The sequence below is a fragment of the Pseudomonas sp. CFBP2511 genome (genome assembly GCF_030209255.1).
Taxonomy (GTDB): domain Bacteria; phylum Pseudomonadota; class Gammaproteobacteria; order Pseudomonadales; family Pseudomonadaceae; genus Aquipseudomonas; species Aquipseudomonas avellanae.
Genome location: NZ_JARVSI010000021.1, coordinates 24,190 through 44,458, shown reverse-complemented (window position 1 = coordinate 44,458; position 20,269 = coordinate 24,190). Strand labels below are relative to the sequence as shown.

The window sequence follows — 20,269 nt, the reverse complement described above, 5'->3', positions numbered from 1 at the left end:
TATCAGTCAGCGAGCCGCGTGTTCCAGCGTCGATACAGCGGTTCGGCGAGAAACAGTACGAACAGCAGGCGCATGACCTGCATGGCCGTCACCAAGGGCACCGACAGTTGCAGCACCTCGGCGGTCAGGCTCATTTCGGCAATGCCACCGGGCATCATGCCCAGCGTCAGTGAGCGCACATCCAGATGGGTGAGGGCGCTCAGCCCCAGTGCTGCCAGCGCTGCGATCAACATGGTCAGCGCAGTGCCCAGCAACGTGCGCGCCAGAAACGACGGCGCTCTCCGAAAGAACTCCCGATTGAAGTGACAACCCAGCCCGCTGCCGATCAGCAATTGACCCAACTGGCTGGCCCCATTGGGCAGGCCGATTTTCAGGTCCCAGACCACGCTCACCACGGCGCTGAGCAACAACGGACCAAACAGCCACGGGTTAGGCTGTTTGAGGCGTTGCCACAGCCAGGCCAATGCCGCGCCGGCCACCAGCAGGAAGGCCAGCCAGCGCCAGTCGACTACCGTGCTGTGCAGCGCAGGCGCGCCATCACCCAGCAGGTATTTGAAGATCGCCGGCACGCATAACACCACCGCCAGCACCCGCAGACTTTGCGCGGCAGCGACGCTGCTGAGCTTGGCCCCGTTGCGTGCGCCAAGGTTGACCATCTCGCCGGAACCGCCCGGCATGCTCGAGAAAAACGCTGTTGGGCGATCCTCTCCGGTGCGCAGCATCAGCCAGACGCCGACCAGACACGAGAGACTGGTAACCAGCGCACCGATGAAAATCAGCCCGAAGTGCGCCAGCACCTGCTCGATGACCACCGGGGTGAAGTGCAGGCCGATACCGATGCCAATGATCAACTGACCGCATTTGCGCCCGCCGGGAATCTGCGCCAGTTGCCAGGGCGTCAGGCAGCGCACCAGGATGATCGCCAGTAAAGAACCGACCATCCACGGCAATGGCCAGCCGACCTGGCTGGCGAGATACCCGCCAAGCAGACCGACCAGCGGTGTCGCCCACCAGTGGCGAAAAGACGAATCAGCCATGCGTCATGGCAGCCCGCTGTTTTGCGCGCTTGCGCCAGATACGAATCAGCGGGAACAGCATCATCAGTACGGTCACCACCCAGACGCCCAGCGTGATCGGGCTGGCCCAGAGAATGCCCAGCTCGCCATTGGAGATCGACAGGGCACGGCGCAGGTTCTGCTCCATCAGCCCACCGAGGATGAAGCCGAGCAGGATCGGTGACAGCGGGAAGTCCAGCTTGCGCAGGATGTAACCGAAGATGCCGATGCCGACCATCAGGAACAGGTCAAAAGTGGTGGCATGCACCGCGTACACGCCGATCCCGGTAATGATCGCGATCACTGGTACCAGCGCCCAGTTTGGTACGGCGAGGATGCGGGTGAAGATACGGATCATCGGAATGTTGAGGATCACCAGCATGATGTTGGCGATGAACAATGAGGCGATCAGACCCCAGACAATGTCCGGCTGCTGCTGAAACAGCATCGGCCCCGGCGTGATGTTGTACAGCGACAGCGCACCGATCATCACTGCCGTAGTGCCCGAGCCCGGAACGCCCAGCGTTAGCATCGGCACCAGCGCGCCACAGGCACTGGCGCCGATGGCGGTTTCCGGGGCTGCCAGGCCGCGCATGTCACCCTGACCGAATTTGCCGGTCGGGCCGGCGATACGCTTTTCCGTCATGTAAGCGACCGCGCTGGCCAGCGTTGCCCCGGCACCTGGCAGCACGCCGAGAATGAAGCCCAACAGCCCGCAGCGAATGTTGACCACGAACACCGAGGCCGCTTCCTTGAAATTGAACATCATGCGCCCGGTGGCTTTGACCGCCTCCTGACCTCGATGGGTTTTCTCCAGCAGCAACAGGATTTCGCTGATCGAAAACAGTCCCAGAACCAGCACCACGAACTGAATGCCATCGGTCAGGTGAATGTTGTCCCCGGTAAAACGATACACCCCGCTGTTGGCATCAATGCCCACCGCAGACAGAAACAGGCCGATCAGCGCAGCAATGAACGTCTTCAGGGGCTTGTCGCCAGCCATGCCGCCCAGACAGACGATGGCGAACACCATCAGTACGAAATATTCCGCAGGACCGAAGGCAATTGCCCACTTTGCGAGCAACGGCGCGAACAGCACCATGCCGCAGGTGGCAATCAGCGCACCGATGAACGAGCTCCAGGCCGACAGCGATAGCGCAACCCCGGCCAGGCCCTGACGCGCCATCGGATAACCGTCCAGCGTGGTCATGACCGTGGACGCTTCGCCCGGAATGTTCAGCAAAATGGAACTGATGCGGCCGCCATACTCGCAGCCCAAATAAACAGCCGCCAGCAGAATCAGTGCTGATTCGGGCGGCAGGCCCAGAGCAAAGGCGATGGGGATCAGCAGCGCCACGCCGTTGATCGGTCCCAGCCCCGGCAGCAGGCCGACGACGGTGCCGATCAGCGTGCCTGACAGTGCGGTGATCAGGTTGTACGGGGTGAGCGCGACGCCGAAGCCTTGGCCCAGATAGCTGAAAGTGTCCATGTCAGTTCTCCAGAACGCTGAGCAGGCCCAAAGGCAGGGGAACGTCCATGGCCTTGTCGAACAACAGGTAAAGGCCGATGCTCATTACAATGACCACCACGACGCTGGGCAGCCAGCGCCCGCCGTACAGGCGCGCCATGGGAATGCCGATCAGGATGCTGCTGAGTATGAAGCCCAGCGGTTCAAACAGCCCGGCGAAGATCAGCAGCAGGGCGATGCACAGGCCGATCTTGACCAGCGTTTCGCGATCCAGTGCGGGCTCTTCTTCGGTATGGACAATGGCTGTGGGACGAATCAGCAGGTACAGCAGGGCCGCGCCCATCAGCCCGAGCATCAGCAGTGGAAAGGCCCTCGGCCCGACCGGTTCGTAGGAAAAAGGTGCCTGATACGGCCAGGCCATTAGGGCCAGGCCCAGGCAGGCCATTAGCAATACGGCAGCGAAAATGCGTTGTATGACCATGAGAAGCTCCTTGATCGCGCCCGTTGTGCAGGCGCAACTGAAAGTCAGTCAATTGGGTGCAATTACTGAATCAGGCCGAATTCCCTGGCCATCAGTTTGTAGTCGGCGACTTGCTTTTTGACGTAGGTGTCCAGCTCCGCACCGGTCATGGCGAACGGGAAGAGTTCGCGCTGATCGCGCAGTTTGGCGAAGTCTTCCGAGGCCAGAATCCTGTCGAACGAGCCTTTCCACCAGGTGTAGTCTTCGTCGCTGACCTTGGGCCCCAGGTAGAAACCGCGCACCACCGGCCAGACGATGTCGTAGCCCTGTTCCTTGGCGGTGGGGATGTCTTTCATTTCCGGCTCGTCGATGCGTTTCTCGGCGAATACGGCGAGCAGGCGCATGTCGCCGCTTAGAATGTGCGGCATGGAGTCGGAGATGTCGGTACTGCCCACCTGAATGTGCCCGCCGAGCAGTGCTGTGGCGATCTCGCCGCCGCCCTCCAGCGCCACGTAACGCAAGGCGCGCGGGTTGATCCCTGCGGCTTTGGCGATAAGGGCGGTCTGCATCCAGTCCTGGCTGCCTACCGTACCGCCGGAGCCGATCACGACTTTGCTCGGGTCGGCCTTGAGGGCTTTGACCAGATCGTCGAGGTTTTTATAGGGCGAGTCGCTTTTCACCGCGATAGCACCATAACTGGTGCCGACGGCGGCAAGCCAGCGCACGGCGTTTTCATCGAAACGACCAAATTTACCCTGCGCCAGATTGAGCAGCGAACCACTGGACCACGCCACCAGCGTACCCGCATCGGCCGGACGCTGAGCCACCACGGCGTTGTAGGCCACCGCACCGACGCCGCCGGGCATGTAGGTCACGCGCATGGGTGTGGTCAGAATCTTCTCGTTGATCAGCGCGCTCTGCACCAGCTTGCACGTCAGATCGAAGCCGCCGCCGGGTGAGGCGGGCGCAATGCATTCCGGGCGTTTGGGCTCGGCAAGCAACTGGCTGGCCATCAACAGGCATCCGGTGGTGGCCGCTATCTGACGCAGGGAAAATTTCATAGTCAGTCTCCAGAAATATTATTGTTTTTGGATGAGAGAGGTTTTATGGATGAAAGAGGCGGTTCAACAGTCGCTTTTGTCGCGCGCACGCCAATAATTGTTCACTGACAATGAGCAGTCATCGATGACAGGGGGTGTATCCAGGTGCTGGAGGAGAGTGCAGCGGCGAGGGGGCTGACGCTGTGCGATACACAGTGCAATGCGATTGACGAGCGAGCAAGCCTTAGCTGGCGTAGACATGAGGTGACTCCGTTTACCGATTTATTGTTTTTATTTTCCAGACGCATCCGGGCGCCTGTTTTACACGTACCCGGTTGTCGGGTCGTTCTGCGATGCTAAATGACCAACCTTTCGCAAACCTTTCAGCTACCTTGCAATTCGCTGTGGAAGGTTTGCGGGTCGTTTCTGCCCTTCACAGGCGGCGGCCGGCCTGTAAACTCCACGGCCATAAGCATCGATGCCCAGATCGATAACAACAGTGACAATCAGGAGACGGCGATGCGTGTTCTTCTTGTGGAAGATCATCTGCAATTGGCTGAAAGTGTCGCGCAGGCGCTCAAGAGCGCGGGTTTGACCGTGGATGTGCTGCACGATGGCGTTGCCGCCGACCTGGCGCTGAGCAGCGAAGAGTACGCTGTCGCCATTCTCGATGTCGGTCTTCCGCGCATGGACGGTTTTGAAGTGCTGGCACGTTTACGGGCGCGCAGCAAGAACCTGCCGGTGCTTATGCTGACCGCCCGCAGCGACGTCAAAGACCGGGTTCACGGCCTGAATCTGGGGGCCGACGATTACCTGGCCAAGCCGTTCGAGCTCTCCGAGCTGGAAGCCAGGGTCAAGGCACTGTTGCGTCGCAGTGTGCTGGGCGGCGAGCGCCAGCAGCGCTGTGGTGTACTGGCCTACGATCTGGACACGCGCCGTTTTACATTGAGCGATGAGTTGCTCACGTTGACCTCCCGCGAACAGGCGGTGCTCGAAGCCTTGATCGCCCGGCCGGGCAGGGTCATGAGCAAAGAGCAACTGGCCGCGCAGGTGTTCGGCCTCGATGAAGAGGCCAGTCCTGACGCCATCGAAATCTACGTCCATCGTCTGCGCAAGAAGCTCGACGGGCATTCTGTGGGCATCGTGACCTTCCGGGGGCTGGGGTATCTGCTTGAAAGTCGCGATGATTAACGACAGCCTGCGCTGGCGGCTGCTGTGGAATCTGGCACTGCTGCTGGTGATGTTGATGCTGGCCAGCGGCATGAGCGCTTACTGGAATGGCCGAGAGGTGGCTGACACCGCCTACGACCGCACCCTGCTGGCGTCGGCCCGGACCATTGCTGCTGGCCTGACCCAGCGCGACGGAACGCTTAGCGCTGACATCCCCTACGTCGCGCTGGACACCTTTGCTTACGACAGCGAGGGGCGCATTTATTACCAGGTCAACGACATCCATCAGAAGTTGATCTCCGGTTACGAAAATCTGCCATCGCCGCCGCCCGGCACACTGCGCACCGATGATTACCCGGCGCTGGCCAAATTTTATAACGGGACCTATCAGGGCCAGGATGTGCGGGTGGTCAGCCTGCTCAAGCCGGTGACTGATCCGGGCATGAACGGCACGGCAGAAATCCGTGTGGCGGAAACCCAGGAGGCGCGCAAGGGCATGGCGCGCAGCCTGATGGCCGACACATTACTGCGTCTGGGCATGCTCGGTGGCGGCGCGTTGTTGCTGGTCTGGTTTACCGTCAGTGCAGCATTGCGCCCTCTGGAGCGGCTGCGCACGGCGGTCGAAGAGCGACAGACCGATGACCTGCGCTCGTTGCCGATGGTCGAAGTGCAGCATGAACTGCGCCCGCTGGTCGGCGCGCTCAACCATTTTACCGAGCGGCTGCGTTTGCAGTTCGAGCGTCAGGCGCAGTTCATTGCCGATGCCGCCCATGAGTTGCGCACGCCGCTGGCCGCGCTCAAGGCTCGGGTCGAGCTGGGGTTGCGCGAGCAGGACCCGCAACAATGGCGCAGCACGCTGGAGTCAGCTGCGCTTGGCACGGATCGCCTCACGCATCTGGCCAATCAACTGTTGTCGCTGGCACGCATTGAAAACGGTGCGCGGGCAATTGCCGAAGGGGGCGCGCAGCACCTGGACCTCAGCCAACTGGCCAGGGAGCTGGGCATGGCAATGGCACCGCTGGCCCATTCGCGTGGTGTCGCGCTGGCGCTGGAAGCCGACGAGCCGGTCTGGCTGCGTGGCGAACCGACCTTGCTTAACGAGTTGCTGAGCAACCTGATCGACAACGCGCTGGCTCATACACCACCGGGTGGCAACGTGGTATTGCGGGTTTATGCGCCGGGCGTTCTGGAAGTGGAGGATGACGGCCCTGGTATTCCGCCAGCGGAACGCGAGCGAGTCTTCGAACGCTTTTATCGACGCAGTCAGCAGGGCAATGGGGCAGGGCTGGGTCTGGCAATCGTGGGAGAGATCTGTCGTGCGCACCTGGCCAGAATCACGCTGCATGATGGTGCCGAGCAGGGGCTGAAAGTGCGGGTCAGTTTCAGCGCGACCTGATCGCGCTAATAAAGCATGCTTTTGGCTTCGTCCATCTGGGCTGCGAGCATGCCGTCGGCGCGGGAAAGCCGCAACTGGCTATACGCCGGCAGGTCGACCATTTCAATAAGGCTGAATGGATGGTCGGTGTCCTTGTGGACATGCACGGTGGCTATCTGAACCAGATCAATGTAGTCCGGGTTTCTGGAAACGCGTGCGAAATTCTGGAACTGACCCGGCACACAGGCCAGCGGCTCCGGGAAATCCCATGAGCGCAGCAGGCGTTCGCCGATGACCGGGTGAATACTGTCGATCACATGATTAAGGCTGATCGGGTCGGCGAGCAGTTCGTAGTGGTCTTCCGCGTAGGTAAGAATCGGCAGAATGCCGATCAAATGGATCAGCCCCGCGAGCGTCGCCTGGTCAGGTTTGAGGTTCGTGTAATTCTGGCACAGGGTGTAACTGATACCGGCGACCTGCAGGCTCTGTTTCCAGATGTCGCGCATTTTCTGCTCGATGACGGGCGACTTGGCGTGGAACATCTGCTCGACCACCAGGCCGATGGCCAGGTTGCAGGTGTAGTTGACGCCCAGGCGACGGATCGCCGTATTTACGTCGCTGACCTCGAAATTGGGGCGTAGCAGCGGGCTGTTCGCGACCTTTATCAGGCGCGCGGATAGGGCTGTATCGCTACCGATGACCTTGCTCAGGTCCAGGATACTGATTTCAGTGTCCTCGGCGGCAAGGCGAATTCTCAGTGCTACTTCCGGCAGGGTAGGGAGAAACAAGGCATCTCTGTCGATGGCCTTGATCAAGTTTCTCTGCACCTCGTCAGCCATCTTGCTCATGTTGCATCTCGCAGCCGTTGGGGGTGTCCAGAGTTTGCCGCGCGCCCCGCAGGGCGCCAGCAAGTGTGCTGGAACGCTCTACAGACCATTGGAATCTGAATGTGTTCGTCTGCCTAGCGCTGAGTTTCGAGTTTGCTGTCCAGTGTGTAGGGCAGTTCATTCATGTGCAGCGCAGCGCCCTCGGGCGAGCCGAGGTGTATGTGACCGTTTTCTGCCGCATCGCCCTGCAGGACAGCCAGCAGTTCGACGTCCTGGCCGGCCTGTGCTGCGATCACCACATTGCCCACCGCGCTGCCATGCACGGGGGAAAACAGCGCAGTGCCCGGTGCCGGGATTTCATCGCTGCGCAGCGTCAGGCGGTAAAGCCTGCGCTTGAGTTTGCCAAGATATTGCATTCGCGCAACGATTTCCTGACCGGTATAGCAGCCCTTTTTGAAGCTGACGCCGCCGACCGCTTGCAGATTGATCATCTGCGGGATGAATTCCTCGCGGGTACTGCCGAACACCTGACCGATACCGACTCGGATCTGACCCAGCAGCCAGTCATTCAGCGGGCCTTCGGCCAGTTGTGATGCCAGGCGCGCTTTGAGGGTGTCGGCCTGCTCGGCGCGGACCCAGAGTTCAGCGCGCGCCGGGGAGACACGAATCGCGATCAGTTCGTTGGCGCGCACCACAGTGCCGGTGTCCTGAGGCAGATCCAGCCCCAGACCGACCAGCGCACCGTCACCGTCCTGCAGGCCGAAACGCACCCAGGCTGAACTTTCGTCAGTCAGTTTTGATTTGGAGAACACTGCGTACTTGCGCAGGTCCAGCAATTGCGGCTCGATCAGCTCGCTGGCCATCGCCAGCAAACAGCCGTCACCTTCGAAAACGAGGCGAAAACTCGACTGCATACGGCCTTTCTGGGTGCAACGGGCGCCCAGGCTGGAGGTGTTCTCGTCGAGATAATTGAGGTTGCACGTCAACTGACCCTGAAGAAATTTGCCAGCATCCACGCCGCGAACGGCGAGAACGCCCTCATGGGATAGCGTGCAGAAAAAAGCTGTGTAGGCCATGGTCATCGCAAAGTGGGGAAAGTGTCCGGGGACACATCATAGTGCCGAGTGGAGGTTATGCATACGGGTAGACGAAAACTGCTGCGACCATTGCGATATTCGCGTGGCTGGCTCACGGCTGTATACTCGTCGCCTACTTTGAGGAGCGCTCCATGGTCGAAGACGTCGAACTCAACCGCCTTTACTGGCACAGCCGCCGTGGCATGCTCGAACTGGACGTGCTGCTGGTGCCGTTTGTCCGTGAGGTCTACCCGCATTTGAATGACGTGGACCGCGATCTGTATCGCCGCCTGCTGACGTGTGAAGATCAGGACATGTTTGGCTGGTTCATGCAGCGCGCCGAGTCCGAGGACGCCGAATTGCAACGCATGGTTCGCATGATTCTGGATCGTGTCCAGCCCAAGTGATCGATTTGAATGTCACTGGCAGGCCTCGCGCCTGCTGCTGACGGCGTACGTTGCTGTTCAGTTACTGGCACTGACGGCCTTGTGCTGGCTGGATATCCCTTTATGGGCATCGGTTGCAGGTGCGTTGTTCTGTCTGGGGCATGCCGCCTGGGTGATTCCCCGTGCGTTACTGCTCAGTCATCCTGCGGCCTTCACTGCCCTGCGGCGCGATGAACAGGGCTGGCAATTGTGGAGCGAGCGGGGCGGCTGGCAGCCTGTGCAGCTATGCCCGGACAGCCTCGCGTTGCCGTTAGTGGTTATTCTGCGTTTTCGTCCGGTTGTTCAGGGGCGACCCTCCCGGATGGCAAAAAGCTGCTGTATCACGCGTGACGCGCTGACGCCGGACATTCACCGGCGTTTGCGCGTGCGACTGAAGTTCAGCCGACGAAAGTGGGCGGTACCAGAATAGTGTCCAGTGCCTCCGGGAGCATGTCCGGGTAATCCAGCGTGTAATGCAGCCCTCGGCTTTCCTTGCGTTGCATGGCCGAGCAGATCATCAGTTCGGCCACCTGGGCCAGGTTACGCAGCTCGATCAGGTCGCGGCTGACCTTGTAGTTACTGTAGAACTCATCAATTTCGTCGAGCAACAACCGCACACGGTGCTGGGCGCGCTGCAAGCGTTTGTTGGTGCGCACGATACCAACGTAATCCCACATGAACCGCCTTAATTCGTCCCAGTTGTGGGCGATGATCACGTCTTCGTCCGAGTCGGTTACCTGGCTGGAATCCCACGCTGGCAGGTCAGTCGGCATCGGCACACTGGACAACTGTTTTTCGATGTCGGCGGCTGCCGAGCGGGCGTAGACGAAGCATTCCAGCAGCGAGTTGCTGGCCATACGGTTGGCGCCGTGCAGGCCGGTGAAGCTGGTTTCGCCGATAGCGTACAGGCCGGGTACATCGGTATGGCCCTGGCTGTCGACCATCACGCCGCCACAGGTGTAATGCGCTGCCGGGACGACGGGGATCGGCTCGCGAGTGATGTCGATGGAAAATTCCAGGCAGCGCTCGTAGACGGTCGGGAAGTGCGTTTTGATGAAAGCTTCGGGCTTGTGGCTGATGTCCAGATAGACGCAGTCGATACCCAGCCGCTTCATTTCGTGGTCAATGGCGCGGGCAACGATGTCACGAGGGGCCAGTTCTGCCCGTTCGTCGAATCGCGGCATGAAGCGTTCGCCGTTGGGCAACTTGAGGTAAGCGCCTTCACCGCGCAGGGCTTCGGTAATCAGAAAGCTCTTGGCCTGCGGGTGGTACAGGCAGGTCGGGTGAAACTGATTGAATTCAAGGTTAGCCACCCGACAGCCGGAGCGCCAGGCCATGGCGATCCCGTCGCCGCAGGCACCGTCCGGGTTGCTGGTGTACAGATAGACCTTGGCAGCGCCGCCCGAGGCCAGGATCGTGAAGCGCGCGCTGTAGGTATCCACTTCGCCGCTGTTGCGATTGAGCACGTAAGCGCCCAGGCAACGCTGGCCTTCAAGGCCCAGGCGGCGCTCGGTGATCAGGTCGATGGCGGCGCGCTGTTCAAGCAGTTCGATGTTCGGCCGTTTGCGGGCCTGCTCAAGCAGTGTACGAAAGATGGCCGCGCCTGTGGCGTCGGCGGCATGAATGATTCGACGATGACTGTGGCCGCCCTCGCGGGTCAGGTGAAATTCAAAGCCGCTTTCATCGACGTCTGCGTCGTCGCCCCGGGTGAAAGGGACGCCTTGATCAATCAGCCACTGAATCGCCTCACGACTGTGCTCGACGGTAAAGCGCACTGCGTCTTCGTTGCACAGGCCGCCACCGGCGTTCAACGTGTCTTCGACATGAGACTGCACAGTGTCAGTGTCATCAAGGACCGCCGCAACACCGCCCTGGGCCCAGAATGTCGAGCCGTTGGACAGGTCACCCTTGCTCAGAACCGCAATCCGCAGATGGTCGGGGAGGGTAAGCGCCAGGCTCAGGCCTGCAGCGCCGCTGCCGATTACCAGTACGTCGTGCTGAAAATGTTGGCTCATCTGCGAATTCTGCCCTTGGCGGCTACTAGTATAAGTATGGGGGGAACGGCACAATAGCCGCGCCTACATGGCAATGTGAGACCACGGCGGGTCAGGATTGTGCTCCAGTCCCGGACGCTCTGCCTATTGTTTTCCCTGAGTTCCGTCACTGGAAATGCTTCAGTACGCTGATTTCAGGGGCATTTGTGCAGTTTGCGGCTCACACCTGTAATTGTGTCAATGGAACTTTTTGATAAGAACCGGGCTCAATAGCAGGTTGCCTATACAGGAACAGCGTCGTTTTCGCAGGGTTAGATAAGTGATCATCAACTGCGAGACTGGCGACAAGACTATTCGCGCAGCCGACCGTGTCGAGCTGCGTTTTTCGTGCAGGCTTTCAAGACGGCCTGCAGGAAACTTGCTTGAAGGGGGAGAACTTTTGCGAAAAGCCCGAGTCTATGTTTGCAAGCCTGAACAATGTCAGTTGCAACACTCCTTCATGCTTAATGAGGAGTGTTCATGCTAACCCAGGAAGAGGATCAGGCGCTTGTCGAGCGCGTACAGCGCGGCGATACAAGAGCATTTGATCTGCTGGTGCTGAAATATCAGCACAAAATTCTAGGGTTGATCGTGCGGTTCGTGCACGACACCCATGAGGCTCAAGACGTTGCACAGGAAGCTTTTATCAAGGCTTACCGTGCACTCGGAAACTTTCGCGGCGACAGTGCTTTTTATACATGGCTGTACCGCATCGCCATCAACACGGCGAAAAACTATTTGGTATCGCGAGGTCGGCGACCGCCAGATAGCGATGTCAGGTCTGAAGACGCGGAGTTCTACGATGGCGATCACGGCCTCAAGGACATCGAGTCGCCGGAACGTGCATTGCTGAGGGATGAGATCGAGGGCACCGTCCATCGGACCATCCAGCTTCTCCCGGAAGATTTACGTACGGCACTAACTTTACGTGAATTCGACGGTCTGAGTTACGAAGACATTGCGAGCGTCATGCAGTGTCCTGTTGGTACCGTGCGCTCTCGAATCTTTCGCGCTCGGGAAGCCATCGATAAAGCCCTGCAGCCGTTGTTGCAGGAATCCTGAGACAGCGGCGATAGCCCAAGAGAGGAACCCGCCATGAGTCGTGAAGCCCTGCAGGAATCGCTGTCCGCGGTACTGGATAACGAAGCGGACGAGCTGGAATTACGTCGGGTATTAAATGCCATTGACGATGTCGACACCCGTGCCACCTGGTCGCGTTACCAGGTTGCTCGCGCAGCCATGCACAAAGAGCTGCTGATCCCTCATCTGGACATTTCGGCCGCAGTATCTGCCGCAATTGCCGATGAAGTCAGCCCGCTTAAGGCCGCACGCGGTCCTTGGCGTACGCTGGGTCGTCTGGCTGTAGCAGCGTCGGTTACTGTTGCCGTTCTGGCTGGTGTCCGCCTGTACAACCAGGATGACATCGCTGGTGCGCAATTGGCACAGCAGACACAGCAGCCTGCGAACCTCACGGTTCCGCAAGTGAAAGGTCCCGCTGTACTGGCTGGTTACACTGAAAGCGCCGAGCAAGCGCCAGGTCCTATGGCTAATGGTGTGTTGCAGGGTGCCGGTCAAGGTGATCAGCGTCTGCCCGGTTACCTGCGTCAGCACGCACAGGAAGCTGCCCTGAAAGGCACCGAAAGCGCGTTGCCGTATGCCCGTGCTGCGAGCCTGGAAAACCGTTAAGGAGGATCATGCGAGCCGTCCCTCTACTGCCATTACTGCTTGGCGGATGGCTTGCCCTCCCGGTTCAGGCTGATGATGCACAAGACGCTATAAACCGTCTTGCGAAGGTTGATCAGCAGCAAAGCTATCAAGGCACCTTTGTTTACGAACGCAACGGTAGTTTCTCTACCCATCGGATCTGGCACCGCGTCGCGGATGGCACGATTCAAGAGCGTTTGTTGCAGCTTGATGGTTCTGCACAGGAAGCTGTAAGGCTGGGTGGGCTCACCCAGTGTGTCAGTGGCACGCTCGAAGCGGGTGTTACCAGCCCGGCTGTTGCTGCTCCGCGTGCCTTCGATCTCAAAAGACTTTCCGCTTGGTACGACATTAAAACCGTCGGCAAATCCAGAGTGGCTGGTCGCTCGACAACCATTGTTGCGTTGTCGCCAAAAGACCAGCATCGATATGGCCTCGAGCTGCATCTCGATAATGAAACCGGGTTATTGCTCAAGTCACTGTTGTTGAGTGAAAGAGGCCAATTGCTCGAACGTTTTCAGTTTACCGATCTTGACACGTCCAGTGTCCTGTCCGAGCAGATGCTCAAGGCGGGTGCTGACTGCAAACCCGTCACGGTCGCGAAGCCTAAACCTGAGCCTTCTACGCCTGTGGCATGGCACTCTGACTGGCTGCCTCCGGGTTTCGAAGTCAGTAGCAGCAGCGTCCGTAAGGATCCCGCCACGCAATCGTCGGTTACCCGGTTGATGTACGGTGACGGTCTGGCGCAATTTTCAGTCTTTGTCGAAGCAGTGAAAGGCGCATCTTCATCAGACATCCGAACCCAGCTGGGTCCTACCGTGGCGGTCTCGCGTCGTCTTACCACGCCTCAGGGCGACATGATGGTGACAGTCGTGGGAGAGGTGCCGATGGGCACGGCTGAGCGTATTGCATTGTCCATGCGTAACGATGAAACTCCAGTGAAGAAGTAAGCACCCGAAATCACCAGAGCGCCCTTGATGTAGAAGTTTTCATCAAGGGTTCGATGAGTCGCCAGACTGCAGTCAATCTGGCCTCGCGCTGAGACGCTGAAATGTTTGGTGAGGTTTGAACGTTGCAAAAAGCCTGTTTTTTTTCTATAGGTCATAGCCTCGCAGCTCTGGCCTTTTGTCGTTTTTAAGGCCATATAGCTGATCCAGGGATGAGCATCGCTGCTCGGGGTCTTTGAGTCAGTTGCTTTGTACTGCTTAATTTTGCTCGTTACGAACGGGAGCCATATGTCGACACCACGCATGAAATCCTACTTTTCATTGATCGCCGCCGTGCTGATGCTCGGCCAGGTCGCTACAGCCCAGGCAGAAAACCTGCCGGACTTTACCGGGCTGGTCGAGCAGGCCTCGCCTGCGGTAGTGAACATCAGTACACGGCAGAAACTGCCGGATCGCGCCGTTGCCAACAAGCAGATGCCTGATCTGGAAGGCTTGCCGCCGATGTTGCGCGAATTTCTCGAGCGCAGCATGCCACCAGGTTCGCGCGCACCAGGAGCCGGCAAGGGTGATCGCCAGCGCGAGGCTCAGTCGTTGGGTTCGGGCTTTATCATCTCCCCCGATGGCTATGTGCTGACCAACAACCATGTGATCGACGGTGCCGACGAAATTCTCGTGCGCCTCTCTGACCGCAGCGAATTGAAAGCCAAGCTGATCGGCACCGACCCGCGCACCGATGTCGCCGTGCTGAAAATCGAAGGCAAGGACCTGCCGACCGCCAAGCTGGGTAATTCCAACACGCTCAAAGTGGGCGAGTGGGTCTTGGCGATCGGTTCGCCGTTCGGTTTCGATCATTCGGTGACCAAAGGTATCGTCAGCGCAAAGGGCCGCAGTCTGCCCAATGACACCTATGTGCCGTTCATTCAGACCGACGTAGCGATCAACCCGGGTAACTCGGGCGGTCCGCTGTTCAACATGGCGGGCGAAGTGGTCGGGATCAACTCGCAGATCTTCACCCGCTCGGGCGGCTTCATGGGCCTGTCGTTCGCCATTCCGATCGATGTCGCCATGGACGTTGCCAACCAGCTCAAGGCCAGTGGCAAAGTCAGTCGCGGCTGGTTGGGCGTGGTTATTCAGGAAGTGAACAAGGACCTGGCGGAGTCGTTCGGTCTGGACAAGCCTGCCGGTGCACTGGTTGCACAGGTGCTTGAAGATGGTCCGGCGGCCAAGGGTGGTTTGCAGGTCGGTGACGTTATTCTCAGTGCCAACGGCCAGCCAGTCGTCATGTCGGCTGACCTGCCACACCTGATCGGCAACCTCAAGGACGGCAGCAAGGCCGAGCTTGAAGTGATTCGTGATGGCAAGCGTCAGAAACTGACCGTCACTGTCGGCGCGCTGCCGGATGAGGGCCTGGAAATGGGCGGTGCTGCAGGCGCCAGTGCCGAGCGCAGCAGCAACCGTCTGGGCGTTTCGGTGATCGAGCTGACCGCCGAGCAGAAGAAGACGCTGGACATCAAGGGTGGCGTGGCCATCAAGGAAGTCACTGATGGTCCTGCATCGCTGATCGGTTTGCAGCCGGGTGATGTCATCACTCACCTGAACAATCAGGCGATCACGTCCGGGAAGCAATTCACTGATGTGGCGAAAAGCCTGCCCAAGGACCGTTCTGTCTCGATGCGCGTACTGCGTCAGGGCCGAGCGACCTTCATTACCTTCAAACTGTCGGAATAACAGGCAGGTTTGATCGGGAAGGGTGGCCATGGCCACCCTTTTTTGTGGCTGTTTGTTTGCCGTGCGCCGATCCGGGTGCCTGTAAGCGTGACGCCTCTTGCTTAGTTCAGGTACAATTCCCGGCTATTTTTCGGCGGGCAATCTGCCTGCAACCTTTTTGAGTGTTGATCCGTGAGTGATTTGAGTCATATCCGCAATTTCTCCATCATCGCCCACATTGACCATGGCAAGTCGACGCTGGCCGACCGCTTCATTCAAATGTGCGGCGGCCTGTCCGAGCGCGAAATGGAAGCGCAGGTGCTCGACTCCATGGACCTCGAGCGCGAGCGCGGGATCACCATCAAGGCCCATAGCGTTACCCTGTATTACAAGGCCAAAGACGGTATCACCTACCAACTGAACTTCATCGACACGCCGGGGCACGTGGACTTCACCTACGAAGTCAGCCGTTCCCTGGCTGCGTGCGAAGGTGCGTTGCTGGTCGTCGATGCCGGTCAGGGTGTAGAGGCGCAGTCGGTTGCCAACTGCTACACCGCCATCGAGCAGGGCCTTGAGGTCATGCCGGTGCTGAACAAGATGGACTTGCCGCAGGCCGATCCGGACCGCGTCAAGGAAGAAATCGAAAAAATCATCGGCATCGACGCCACCGATGCCGTGGCGTGCAGCGCCAAGAGCGGCATGGGCGTAGATGAAGTGCTCGAGCGTCTGGTAGCGACCATCCCGCCACCGACCGGCGACATCGAAGCGCCGCTGCAAGCGTTGATCATCGACTCCTGGTTCGACAACTACCTGGGCGTCGTGTCGCTGGTACGTGTGCGTCACGGCCGGGTCAAAAAGGGTGACAAAATCCTCGTCAAGTCCACCGGCAAGCTCCATCTGGTCGACAGCGTGGGCGTGTTCAACCCCAAGCACTCTGCAACCGTCGATCTGAAAGCGGGCGAAGTAGGCTTCATCATCGCCGGCATCAAAGACATTCACGGTGCGCCGGTCGGCGACACCCTGACCCTGAGCACTACACCCGACGTAGACGTGCTGCCAGGCTTCAAGCGTATCCAGCCGCAGGTTTACGCCGGCCTGTTCCCGGTCAGCTCCGACGATTTCGAAGACTTCCGTGAAGCGCTCCAGAAGCTGACGCTGAACGACTCTTCCCTGCAGTATTCGCCGGAAAGCTCCGACGCACTGGGCTTCGGCTTTCGTTGCGGCTTCCTCGGCATGCTGCACATGGAGATCATCCAGGAGCGCCTGGAGCGCGAGTACAACCTCGACCTGATCACCACTGCGCCAACCGTAATCTTCGAGTTGCTGCTCAAGACCGGTGAGACGATCTACGTCGACAACCCGTCCAAGCTGCCTGACCTGTCGGCCATCGAAGACATGCGCGAGCCCATTGTCCGGGCAAATATTCTTGTGCCGCAGGAGCACCTGGGCAACGTCATTACGTTGTGCATTGAAAAGCGTGGCGTCCAGCACGACATGCTGTTCCTCGGTACTCAGGTGCAAGTGAGCTACGATTTGCCGATGAACGAAGTGGTCCTCGACTTCTTCGACCGTCTCAAATCGGTCAGCCGCGGTTACGCTTCCCTGGATTACCATTTTGATCGTTACCAGTCTGCCAACCTGGTCAAGCTCGACGTTCTGATCAACGGCGAGAAGGTCGATGCCCTGGCGTTGATCGTTCACCGCGACAACGCGCACTACAAAGGCCGTGCGTTGACCGAGAAGATGAAAGAGCTGATCCCTCGACAGATGTTCGACGTCGCAATTCAGGCCGCCATCGGTGGTCAGATTGTTGCCCGGACGACCGTCAAGGCGCTTAGAAAGAACGTATTGGCCAAATGCTACGGCGGCGACGTCAGCCGCAAGCGTAAATTGCTGGAGAAGCAAAAGGCCGGTAAGAAACGCATGAAGCAGGTCGGCAACGTGGAAATTCCACAGGAAGCCTTCCTTGCCGTGCTCAGGTTGGAATAGTCAGGTCCTATGTCACTAAATTTCCCGCTGTTGTTGGTCATCGCAGTCTTCGTCTGTGGCGTGCTTGCACTGATTGATCTGGTCTTCCTGGCGCCGCGTCGCCGGGTTGCCATTTCCAACTATCAGGGTAGCGTCGGAGAACCTGACATTGCTGTCGTCGAGCGCTTGAACAAGGAGCCGTTGCTGGTTGAATACGGCAAGTCGTTCTTCCCGGTGCTGTTCATCGTGCTGGTGCTTCGATCGTTTCTGGTAGAGCCATTCCAGATCCCTTCGGGCTCAATGAAGCCGACGCTGGACGTGGGTGATTTCATTCTGGTCAACAAGTTCTCGTATGGCATCCGCCTGCCGGTACTGGACCAGAAAGTCATCGAGATCGGTGATCCGCAGCGTGGCGATGTAATGGTGTTCCGCTACCCAAGCGACCCGAGCGTCAACTACATCAAGCGTGTGGTCGGTCTGCCGGGTGATCGCATCCGCTACACCAGCGACAAGCGGTTGTTCATCAATGGCGAGCTGGTGGCCAAGAAACTGATCGGCACCGAACCCGGCACACTGGGCAGTGCAGAGCTGTACGAAGAGCAACTGGGCACCGTGGAACACCAGATCCGTCAGGAAATGAGCCGTTACCGTGCACCGCCTGACAGCGAATGGACCGTCCCGGCTGCGCACTACTTCATGATGGGCGACAACCGCGACAACTCCAATGACAGCCGTTACTGGGATGATCCCAACATTCCCAAGGACGAGTTGGGCATGGTTCCGGACAAGAACATCGTCGGCAAGGCCTTCGCTGTCTGGATGAGCTGGCCGGAGCCGAAATTGAGTCACTTCCCTAATTTTGCACGTGTAGGGTTGATCAAGTAATCGATGCGGCGCTGCCTGGGGCAGCGCCGTATGTCATTTGGGCTGACTGGAAACGCCTCTGAACGATGCGTAGGCCCGGTCGGGCAGGCGGTCTATTCTTGAGGTCGAAGTCGAACATGACGTTCTCTACTTCTCAAAAAGGTTTTTCGTTTGTGGGATGGCTGTTGGTGCTGGCGCTGGTCGCGTTTGCGACGAGCACGGCCTTCAAGCTTGTCCCGCATTACCTCGACTACATGACGATGAAGAAAATCATCGAAGCGGCTGACAATAATCAGGCCCTGGACATTACCACGGTCAACGATTTTTACGGTTACGTCGGCAAGAACATGCAGGTCAACAATATTCGGGATATAGATTTGGACAAGGCGTTGAAAGTGACAGTGGAGAACAATGCGTTCAAAGCTCATTTGAACTATGAGCAGCGTGAACCGTGGTTCCAGAATATCGATCTGGTAATGAAGTTCGACAAGCAATTGAGTGTGGGTAAACCGTGAGCGTATCCCTGAGCCGCCTTGAGCGTCAGCTCGGCTACACCTTCAAGGATCAGGAACTGATGATCCTGGCCCTGACCCACCGCAGTTTTGCCGGTCGCAACAACGAGCGTCTGGAGTTTCTCGGTGATGCCATCCTCAATTTCGTGGCGGGCGAAGCGTTGTTCGAACGCTTCCCGCAGGCCCGCGAAGGTCAGTTGTCGCGTTTGCGAGCGCGGCTGGTCAAGGGCGAAACCCTGGCGTTGCTGGCGCGTGGCTTTGATCTGGGCGAGTACCTGCGCCTGGGCTCCGGCGAGCTGAAAAGCGGTGGCTTCCGTCGCGAGTCGATTCTGGCTGACGCCCTTGAGGCGCTGATCGGAGCGATCTACCTCGATGCAGGCATGGAAGCGGCGCGCGAGCGTGTGCTGGCCTGGCTGACGACCGAGTTCGACAGTCTGACGCTGGTGGACACCAACAAGGACCCCAAGACCCGACTGCAGGAATTTCTCCAGTCGCGGGCCTGCGACCTGCCGCGCTACGAAGTGGTGGATATCCAGGGCGAGCCGCATTGCCGGACGTTTTTCGTCGAATGCGAGATCAACCTATTGAATGAAAAGAGCCGAGGACAGGGTGTCAGCCGCCGGATTGCCGAACAGGTAGCCGCCGCAGCAGCACTCATCGCCCTAGGCGTGGAGAACGGTCATGAATGATACAACTGCAACCCGCTGTGGCTATGTTGCCATCGTCGGCCGTCCTAACGTAGGCAAGTCCACGCTGCTCAACCATATTCTGGGTCAGAAGCTGGCGATCACCTCGCGCAAGCCGCAGACCACTCGCCACAACATGCTGGGCATCAAGACCGAGGGCGCGGTGCAGGCGATCTACGTCGACACCCCCGGCATGCACAAAAATGGCGAGAAAGCGCTCAATCGCTACATGAACAAGACTGCATCGGCCGCGTTGAAAGACGTCGACGTGGTGATTTTCGTGGTAGACCGCACCCGCTGGACCGACGAAGACCAGATGGTTCTGGAGCGCGTTCAATACGTGCAGGGCCCGGTCATTCTGGCGATCAACAAGACCGACCGCATCGAAGACAAGAGTGACCTGATGCCGCATCTGGAGTGGCTGCAAGGCCAACTGCCGAATGCGTCCATCGTGCCGATTTCTGCGCAGCACGGGCACAACCTTGAAGCGCTGGAAAGCCTCATCGCCTCTCATCTGCCGGAGAATGATCACTTCTTCCCGGAAGACCAGATTACCGACCGAAGCAGCCGTTTTCTGGCTGCCGAGCTGGTTCGCGAGAAAATCATGCGCCAGTTGGGCGCCGAGCTTCCGTACCAGATCACCGTCGAGATCGAAGAGTTCAAGCAGCAGGGCCGTACCCTGCACATCCACGCGCTGATCCTCGTCGAGCGTGATGGGCAGAAGAAGATCATCATTGGCGACAAGGGCGATCGCATCAAACGCATCGGCAGTGATGCACGTCGCGACATGGAAGTGCTGTTTGACTCCAAGGTCATGCTCAACCTGTGGGTCAAGGTCAAGGGTGGCTGGTCCGATGACGAGCGGGCACTGCGCTCGCTGGGTTACGGCGACCTTTAAGCTGCCCCTTCGCCCGACCATTCTCCGGTCGGGCGAGCCTTTCTCTTACGAGCCCGC

At 58.9% G+C, this 20,269-nt stretch carries 20 protein-coding genes; 13 read left to right on the top strand and 7 right to left on the bottom strand.

From position 1 onward, the window contains the following. Window positions 1-2: 2 nt before the first annotated feature. From QRN38_RS17355 to QRN38_RS17340, 4 genes are all read right to left on the bottom strand, one after another. Window positions 3-1,037: an AbrB family transcriptional regulator gene (locus QRN38_RS17355; protein WP_005764742.1), complete on the bottom strand. Its 1,035-nt coding sequence runs from the start codon at window positions 1,035-1,037 to the stop codon at window positions 3-5. After that, window positions 1,030-2,544, bottom strand: a complete 1,515-nt coding sequence (locus QRN38_RS17350) for a tripartite tricarboxylate transporter permease (protein ID WP_007246815.1) — start codon at window positions 2,542-2,544, stop codon at window positions 1,030-1,032. The genes QRN38_RS17355 and QRN38_RS17350 overlap by 8 nt, the downstream gene beginning before the upstream one ends. Before the next feature lies 1 nt (window position 2,545). Further along, window positions 2,546-3,004, bottom strand: a complete 459-nt coding sequence (locus QRN38_RS17345) for a tripartite tricarboxylate transporter TctB family protein (RefSeq protein ID WP_005764744.1) — start codon at window positions 3,002-3,004, stop codon at window positions 2,546-2,548. A gap of 62 nt (window positions 3,005-3,066) precedes the next feature. After that, on the bottom strand, window positions 3,067-4,050 hold the full coding sequence (locus QRN38_RS17340; protein WP_375232269.1) for a Bug family tripartite tricarboxylate transporter substrate binding protein: 984 nt from the start codon (window positions 4,048-4,050) through the stop codon (window positions 3,067-3,069). 492 nt (window positions 4,051-4,542) lie between these two features. Between QRN38_RS17340 and tctD the strand changes: the two genes are divergently transcribed. Both tctD and tctE read left to right on the top strand, forming a co-directional pair. After that, complete coding sequence (gene tctD / locus QRN38_RS17335; protein WP_005739198.1) at window positions 4,543-5,214, top strand: two-component system response regulator TctD; 672 nt, start codon at window positions 4,543-4,545, stop codon at window positions 5,212-5,214. Further along, window positions 5,207-6,589, top strand: a complete 1,383-nt coding sequence (tctE, locus tag QRN38_RS17330) for a two-component system sensor histidine kinase TctE (RefSeq protein WP_005764749.1) — start codon at window positions 5,207-5,209, stop codon at window positions 6,587-6,589. The genes tctD and tctE overlap by 8 nt, the downstream gene beginning before the upstream one ends. Before the next feature lie 5 nt (window positions 6,590-6,594). Here tctE and QRN38_RS17325 read toward each other — a convergent pair whose 3' ends face one another. Then, window positions 6,595-7,416 (bottom strand): HDOD domain-containing protein, encoded by an 822-nt coding sequence (locus QRN38_RS17325; RefSeq protein WP_005764752.1) that lies wholly within the window; start codon window positions 7,414-7,416, stop codon window positions 6,595-6,597. A 113-nt stretch (window positions 7,417-7,529) separates the two neighbouring features. Continuing rightward, on the bottom strand, window positions 7,530-8,471 hold the full coding sequence (ygfZ, locus tag QRN38_RS17320) for a CAF17-like 4Fe-4S cluster assembly/insertion protein YgfZ (protein ID WP_057418901.1): 942 nt from the start codon (window positions 8,469-8,471) through the stop codon (window positions 7,530-7,532). A 152-nt stretch (window positions 8,472-8,623) separates the two neighbouring features. On the opposite strand from ygfZ, the gene QRN38_RS17315 reads away from it, so the two are divergent. Together QRN38_RS17315 and QRN38_RS17310 are read left to right on the top strand one after the other, a co-directional pair. Beyond that, entirely contained in the window at window positions 8,624-8,878 is a 255-nt protein-coding gene (locus QRN38_RS17315; RefSeq protein WP_003378499.1) for an FAD assembly factor SdhE, read from the top strand. Further along, window positions 8,862-9,326, top strand: a complete 465-nt coding sequence (locus QRN38_RS17310; protein ID WP_011104913.1) for a protein YgfX — start codon at window positions 8,862-8,864, stop codon at window positions 9,324-9,326. Before QRN38_RS17315 ends, QRN38_RS17310 begins: the two co-directional genes overlap by 17 nt. Here QRN38_RS17310 and nadB read toward each other — a convergent pair. Then, window positions 9,295-10,911, bottom strand: coding sequence for an L-aspartate oxidase (gene nadB, locus QRN38_RS17305; RefSeq protein WP_054090412.1), 1,617 nt, complete (start codon window positions 10,909-10,911; stop codon window positions 9,295-9,297). The two genes, QRN38_RS17310 and nadB, sit on opposite strands and share 32 nt — an antisense overlap. A 498-nt stretch (window positions 10,912-11,409) precedes the next feature. On the opposite strand from nadB, the gene rpoE reads away from it, so the two are divergent. From rpoE to era, 9 genes are all read left to right on the top strand, one after another. Next, complete coding sequence (gene rpoE, locus QRN38_RS17300) at window positions 11,410-11,991, top strand: RNA polymerase sigma factor RpoE/AlgU (RefSeq protein ID WP_003378493.1); 582 nt, start codon at window positions 11,410-11,412, stop codon at window positions 11,989-11,991. A 33-nt stretch (window positions 11,992-12,024) separates the two neighbouring features. Continuing rightward, complete coding sequence (locus QRN38_RS17295) at window positions 12,025-12,615, top strand: anti sigma-E factor RseA C-terminal domain-containing protein (RefSeq protein WP_057418893.1); 591 nt, start codon at window positions 12,025-12,027, stop codon at window positions 12,613-12,615. Window positions 12,616-12,623: 8 nt separating this feature from the next. Continuing rightward, the gene (locus QRN38_RS17290; protein WP_057418894.1) at window positions 12,624-13,580 is read left to right on the top strand and encodes a MucB/RseB C-terminal domain-containing protein; all 957 of its coding nucleotides are present in this window, start codon (window positions 12,624-12,626) and stop codon (window positions 13,578-13,580) included. A 300-nt stretch (window positions 13,581-13,880) separates the two neighbouring features. Continuing rightward, window positions 13,881-15,305 carry a DegQ family serine endoprotease gene (locus QRN38_RS17285; RefSeq protein ID WP_373413277.1) on the top strand — a complete coding sequence of 475 codons (1,425 nt, stop codon included), beginning with the start codon at window positions 13,881-13,883 and terminating at the stop codon, window positions 15,303-15,305. 171 nt (window positions 15,306-15,476) lie between these two features. Further along, complete coding sequence (gene lepA / locus QRN38_RS17280) at window positions 15,477-17,273, top strand: translation elongation factor 4 (protein ID WP_005764765.1); 1,797 nt, start codon at window positions 15,477-15,479, stop codon at window positions 17,271-17,273. Window positions 17,274-17,282: 9 nt separating this feature from the next. After that, window positions 17,283-18,137, top strand: a complete 855-nt coding sequence (gene lepB / locus QRN38_RS17275) for a signal peptidase I (protein WP_005739189.1) — start codon at window positions 17,283-17,285, stop codon at window positions 18,135-18,137. A gap of 116 nt (window positions 18,138-18,253) precedes the next feature. After that, a complete protein-coding gene (locus tag QRN38_RS17270; RefSeq protein WP_007246809.1) occupies window positions 18,254-18,631 on the top strand; it encodes a DUF4845 domain-containing protein in 378 nt (125 codons plus the stop codon). After that, window positions 18,628-19,317, top strand: a complete 690-nt coding sequence (gene rnc / locus QRN38_RS17265) for a ribonuclease III (protein WP_005620106.1) — start codon at window positions 18,628-18,630, stop codon at window positions 19,315-19,317. Before QRN38_RS17270 ends, rnc begins: the two co-directional genes overlap by 4 nt. Further along, complete coding sequence (era, locus tag QRN38_RS17260) at window positions 19,310-20,212, top strand: GTPase Era (protein WP_003378474.1); 903 nt, start codon at window positions 19,310-19,312, stop codon at window positions 20,210-20,212. The genes rnc and era overlap by 8 nt, the downstream gene beginning before the upstream one ends. Window positions 20,213-20,269 lie beyond the last annotated feature (57 nt).

What these genes read in the sequence shown, in the direction of transcription:
- QRN38_RS17355 (WP_005764742.1), bottom strand. Translation starts at nt 1,037, where the DNA reads ATGGCTGATTCGTCTTTTCGCCACTGGTGGGCGACACCGCTGGTCGGT.
- QRN38_RS17350 (WP_007246815.1), bottom strand. Translation starts at nt 2,544, where the DNA reads ATGGACACTTTCAGCTATCTGGGCCAAGGCTTCGGCGTCGCGCTCACC.
- QRN38_RS17345 (WP_005764744.1), bottom strand. Translation starts at nt 3,004, where the DNA reads ATGGTCATACAACGCATTTTCGCTGCCGTATTGCTAATGGCCTGCCTG.
- tctD (WP_005739198.1), top strand. Translation starts at nt 4,543, where the DNA reads ATGCGTGTTCTTCTTGTGGAAGATCATCTGCAATTGGCTGAAAGTGTC.
- tctE (WP_005764749.1), top strand. Translation starts at nt 5,207, where the DNA reads ATGATTAACGACAGCCTGCGCTGGCGGCTGCTGTGGAATCTGGCACTG.
- QRN38_RS17325 (WP_005764752.1), bottom strand. Translation starts at nt 7,416, where the DNA reads ATGAGCAAGATGGCTGACGAGGTGCAGAGAAACTTGATCAAGGCCATC.
- ygfZ (WP_057418901.1), bottom strand. Translation starts at nt 8,471, where the DNA reads ATGGCCTACACAGCTTTTTTCTGCACGCTATCCCATGAGGGCGTTCTC.
- QRN38_RS17315 (WP_003378499.1), top strand. Translation starts at nt 8,624, where the DNA reads ATGGTCGAAGACGTCGAACTCAACCGCCTTTACTGGCACAGCCGCCGT.
- nadB (WP_054090412.1), bottom strand. Translation starts at nt 10,911, where the DNA reads ATGAGCCAACATTTTCAGCACGACGTACTGGTAATCGGCAGCGGCGCT.
- rpoE (WP_003378493.1), top strand. Translation starts at nt 11,410, where the DNA reads ATGCTAACCCAGGAAGAGGATCAGGCGCTTGTCGAGCGCGTACAGCGC.
- QRN38_RS17295 (WP_057418893.1), top strand. Translation starts at nt 12,025, where the DNA reads ATGAGTCGTGAAGCCCTGCAGGAATCGCTGTCCGCGGTACTGGATAAC.
- QRN38_RS17290 (WP_057418894.1), top strand. Translation starts at nt 12,624, where the DNA reads ATGCGAGCCGTCCCTCTACTGCCATTACTGCTTGGCGGATGGCTTGCC.
- QRN38_RS17285 (WP_373413277.1), top strand. Translation starts at nt 13,881, where the DNA reads ATGAAATCCTACTTTTCATTGATCGCCGCCGTGCTGATGCTCGGCCAG.
- lepB (WP_005739189.1), top strand. Translation starts at nt 17,283, where the DNA reads ATGTCACTAAATTTCCCGCTGTTGTTGGTCATCGCAGTCTTCGTCTGT.
- QRN38_RS17270 (WP_007246809.1), top strand. Translation starts at nt 18,254, where the DNA reads ATGACGTTCTCTACTTCTCAAAAAGGTTTTTCGTTTGTGGGATGGCTG.
- era (WP_003378474.1), top strand. Translation starts at nt 19,310, where the DNA reads ATGAATGATACAACTGCAACCCGCTGTGGCTATGTTGCCATCGTCGGC.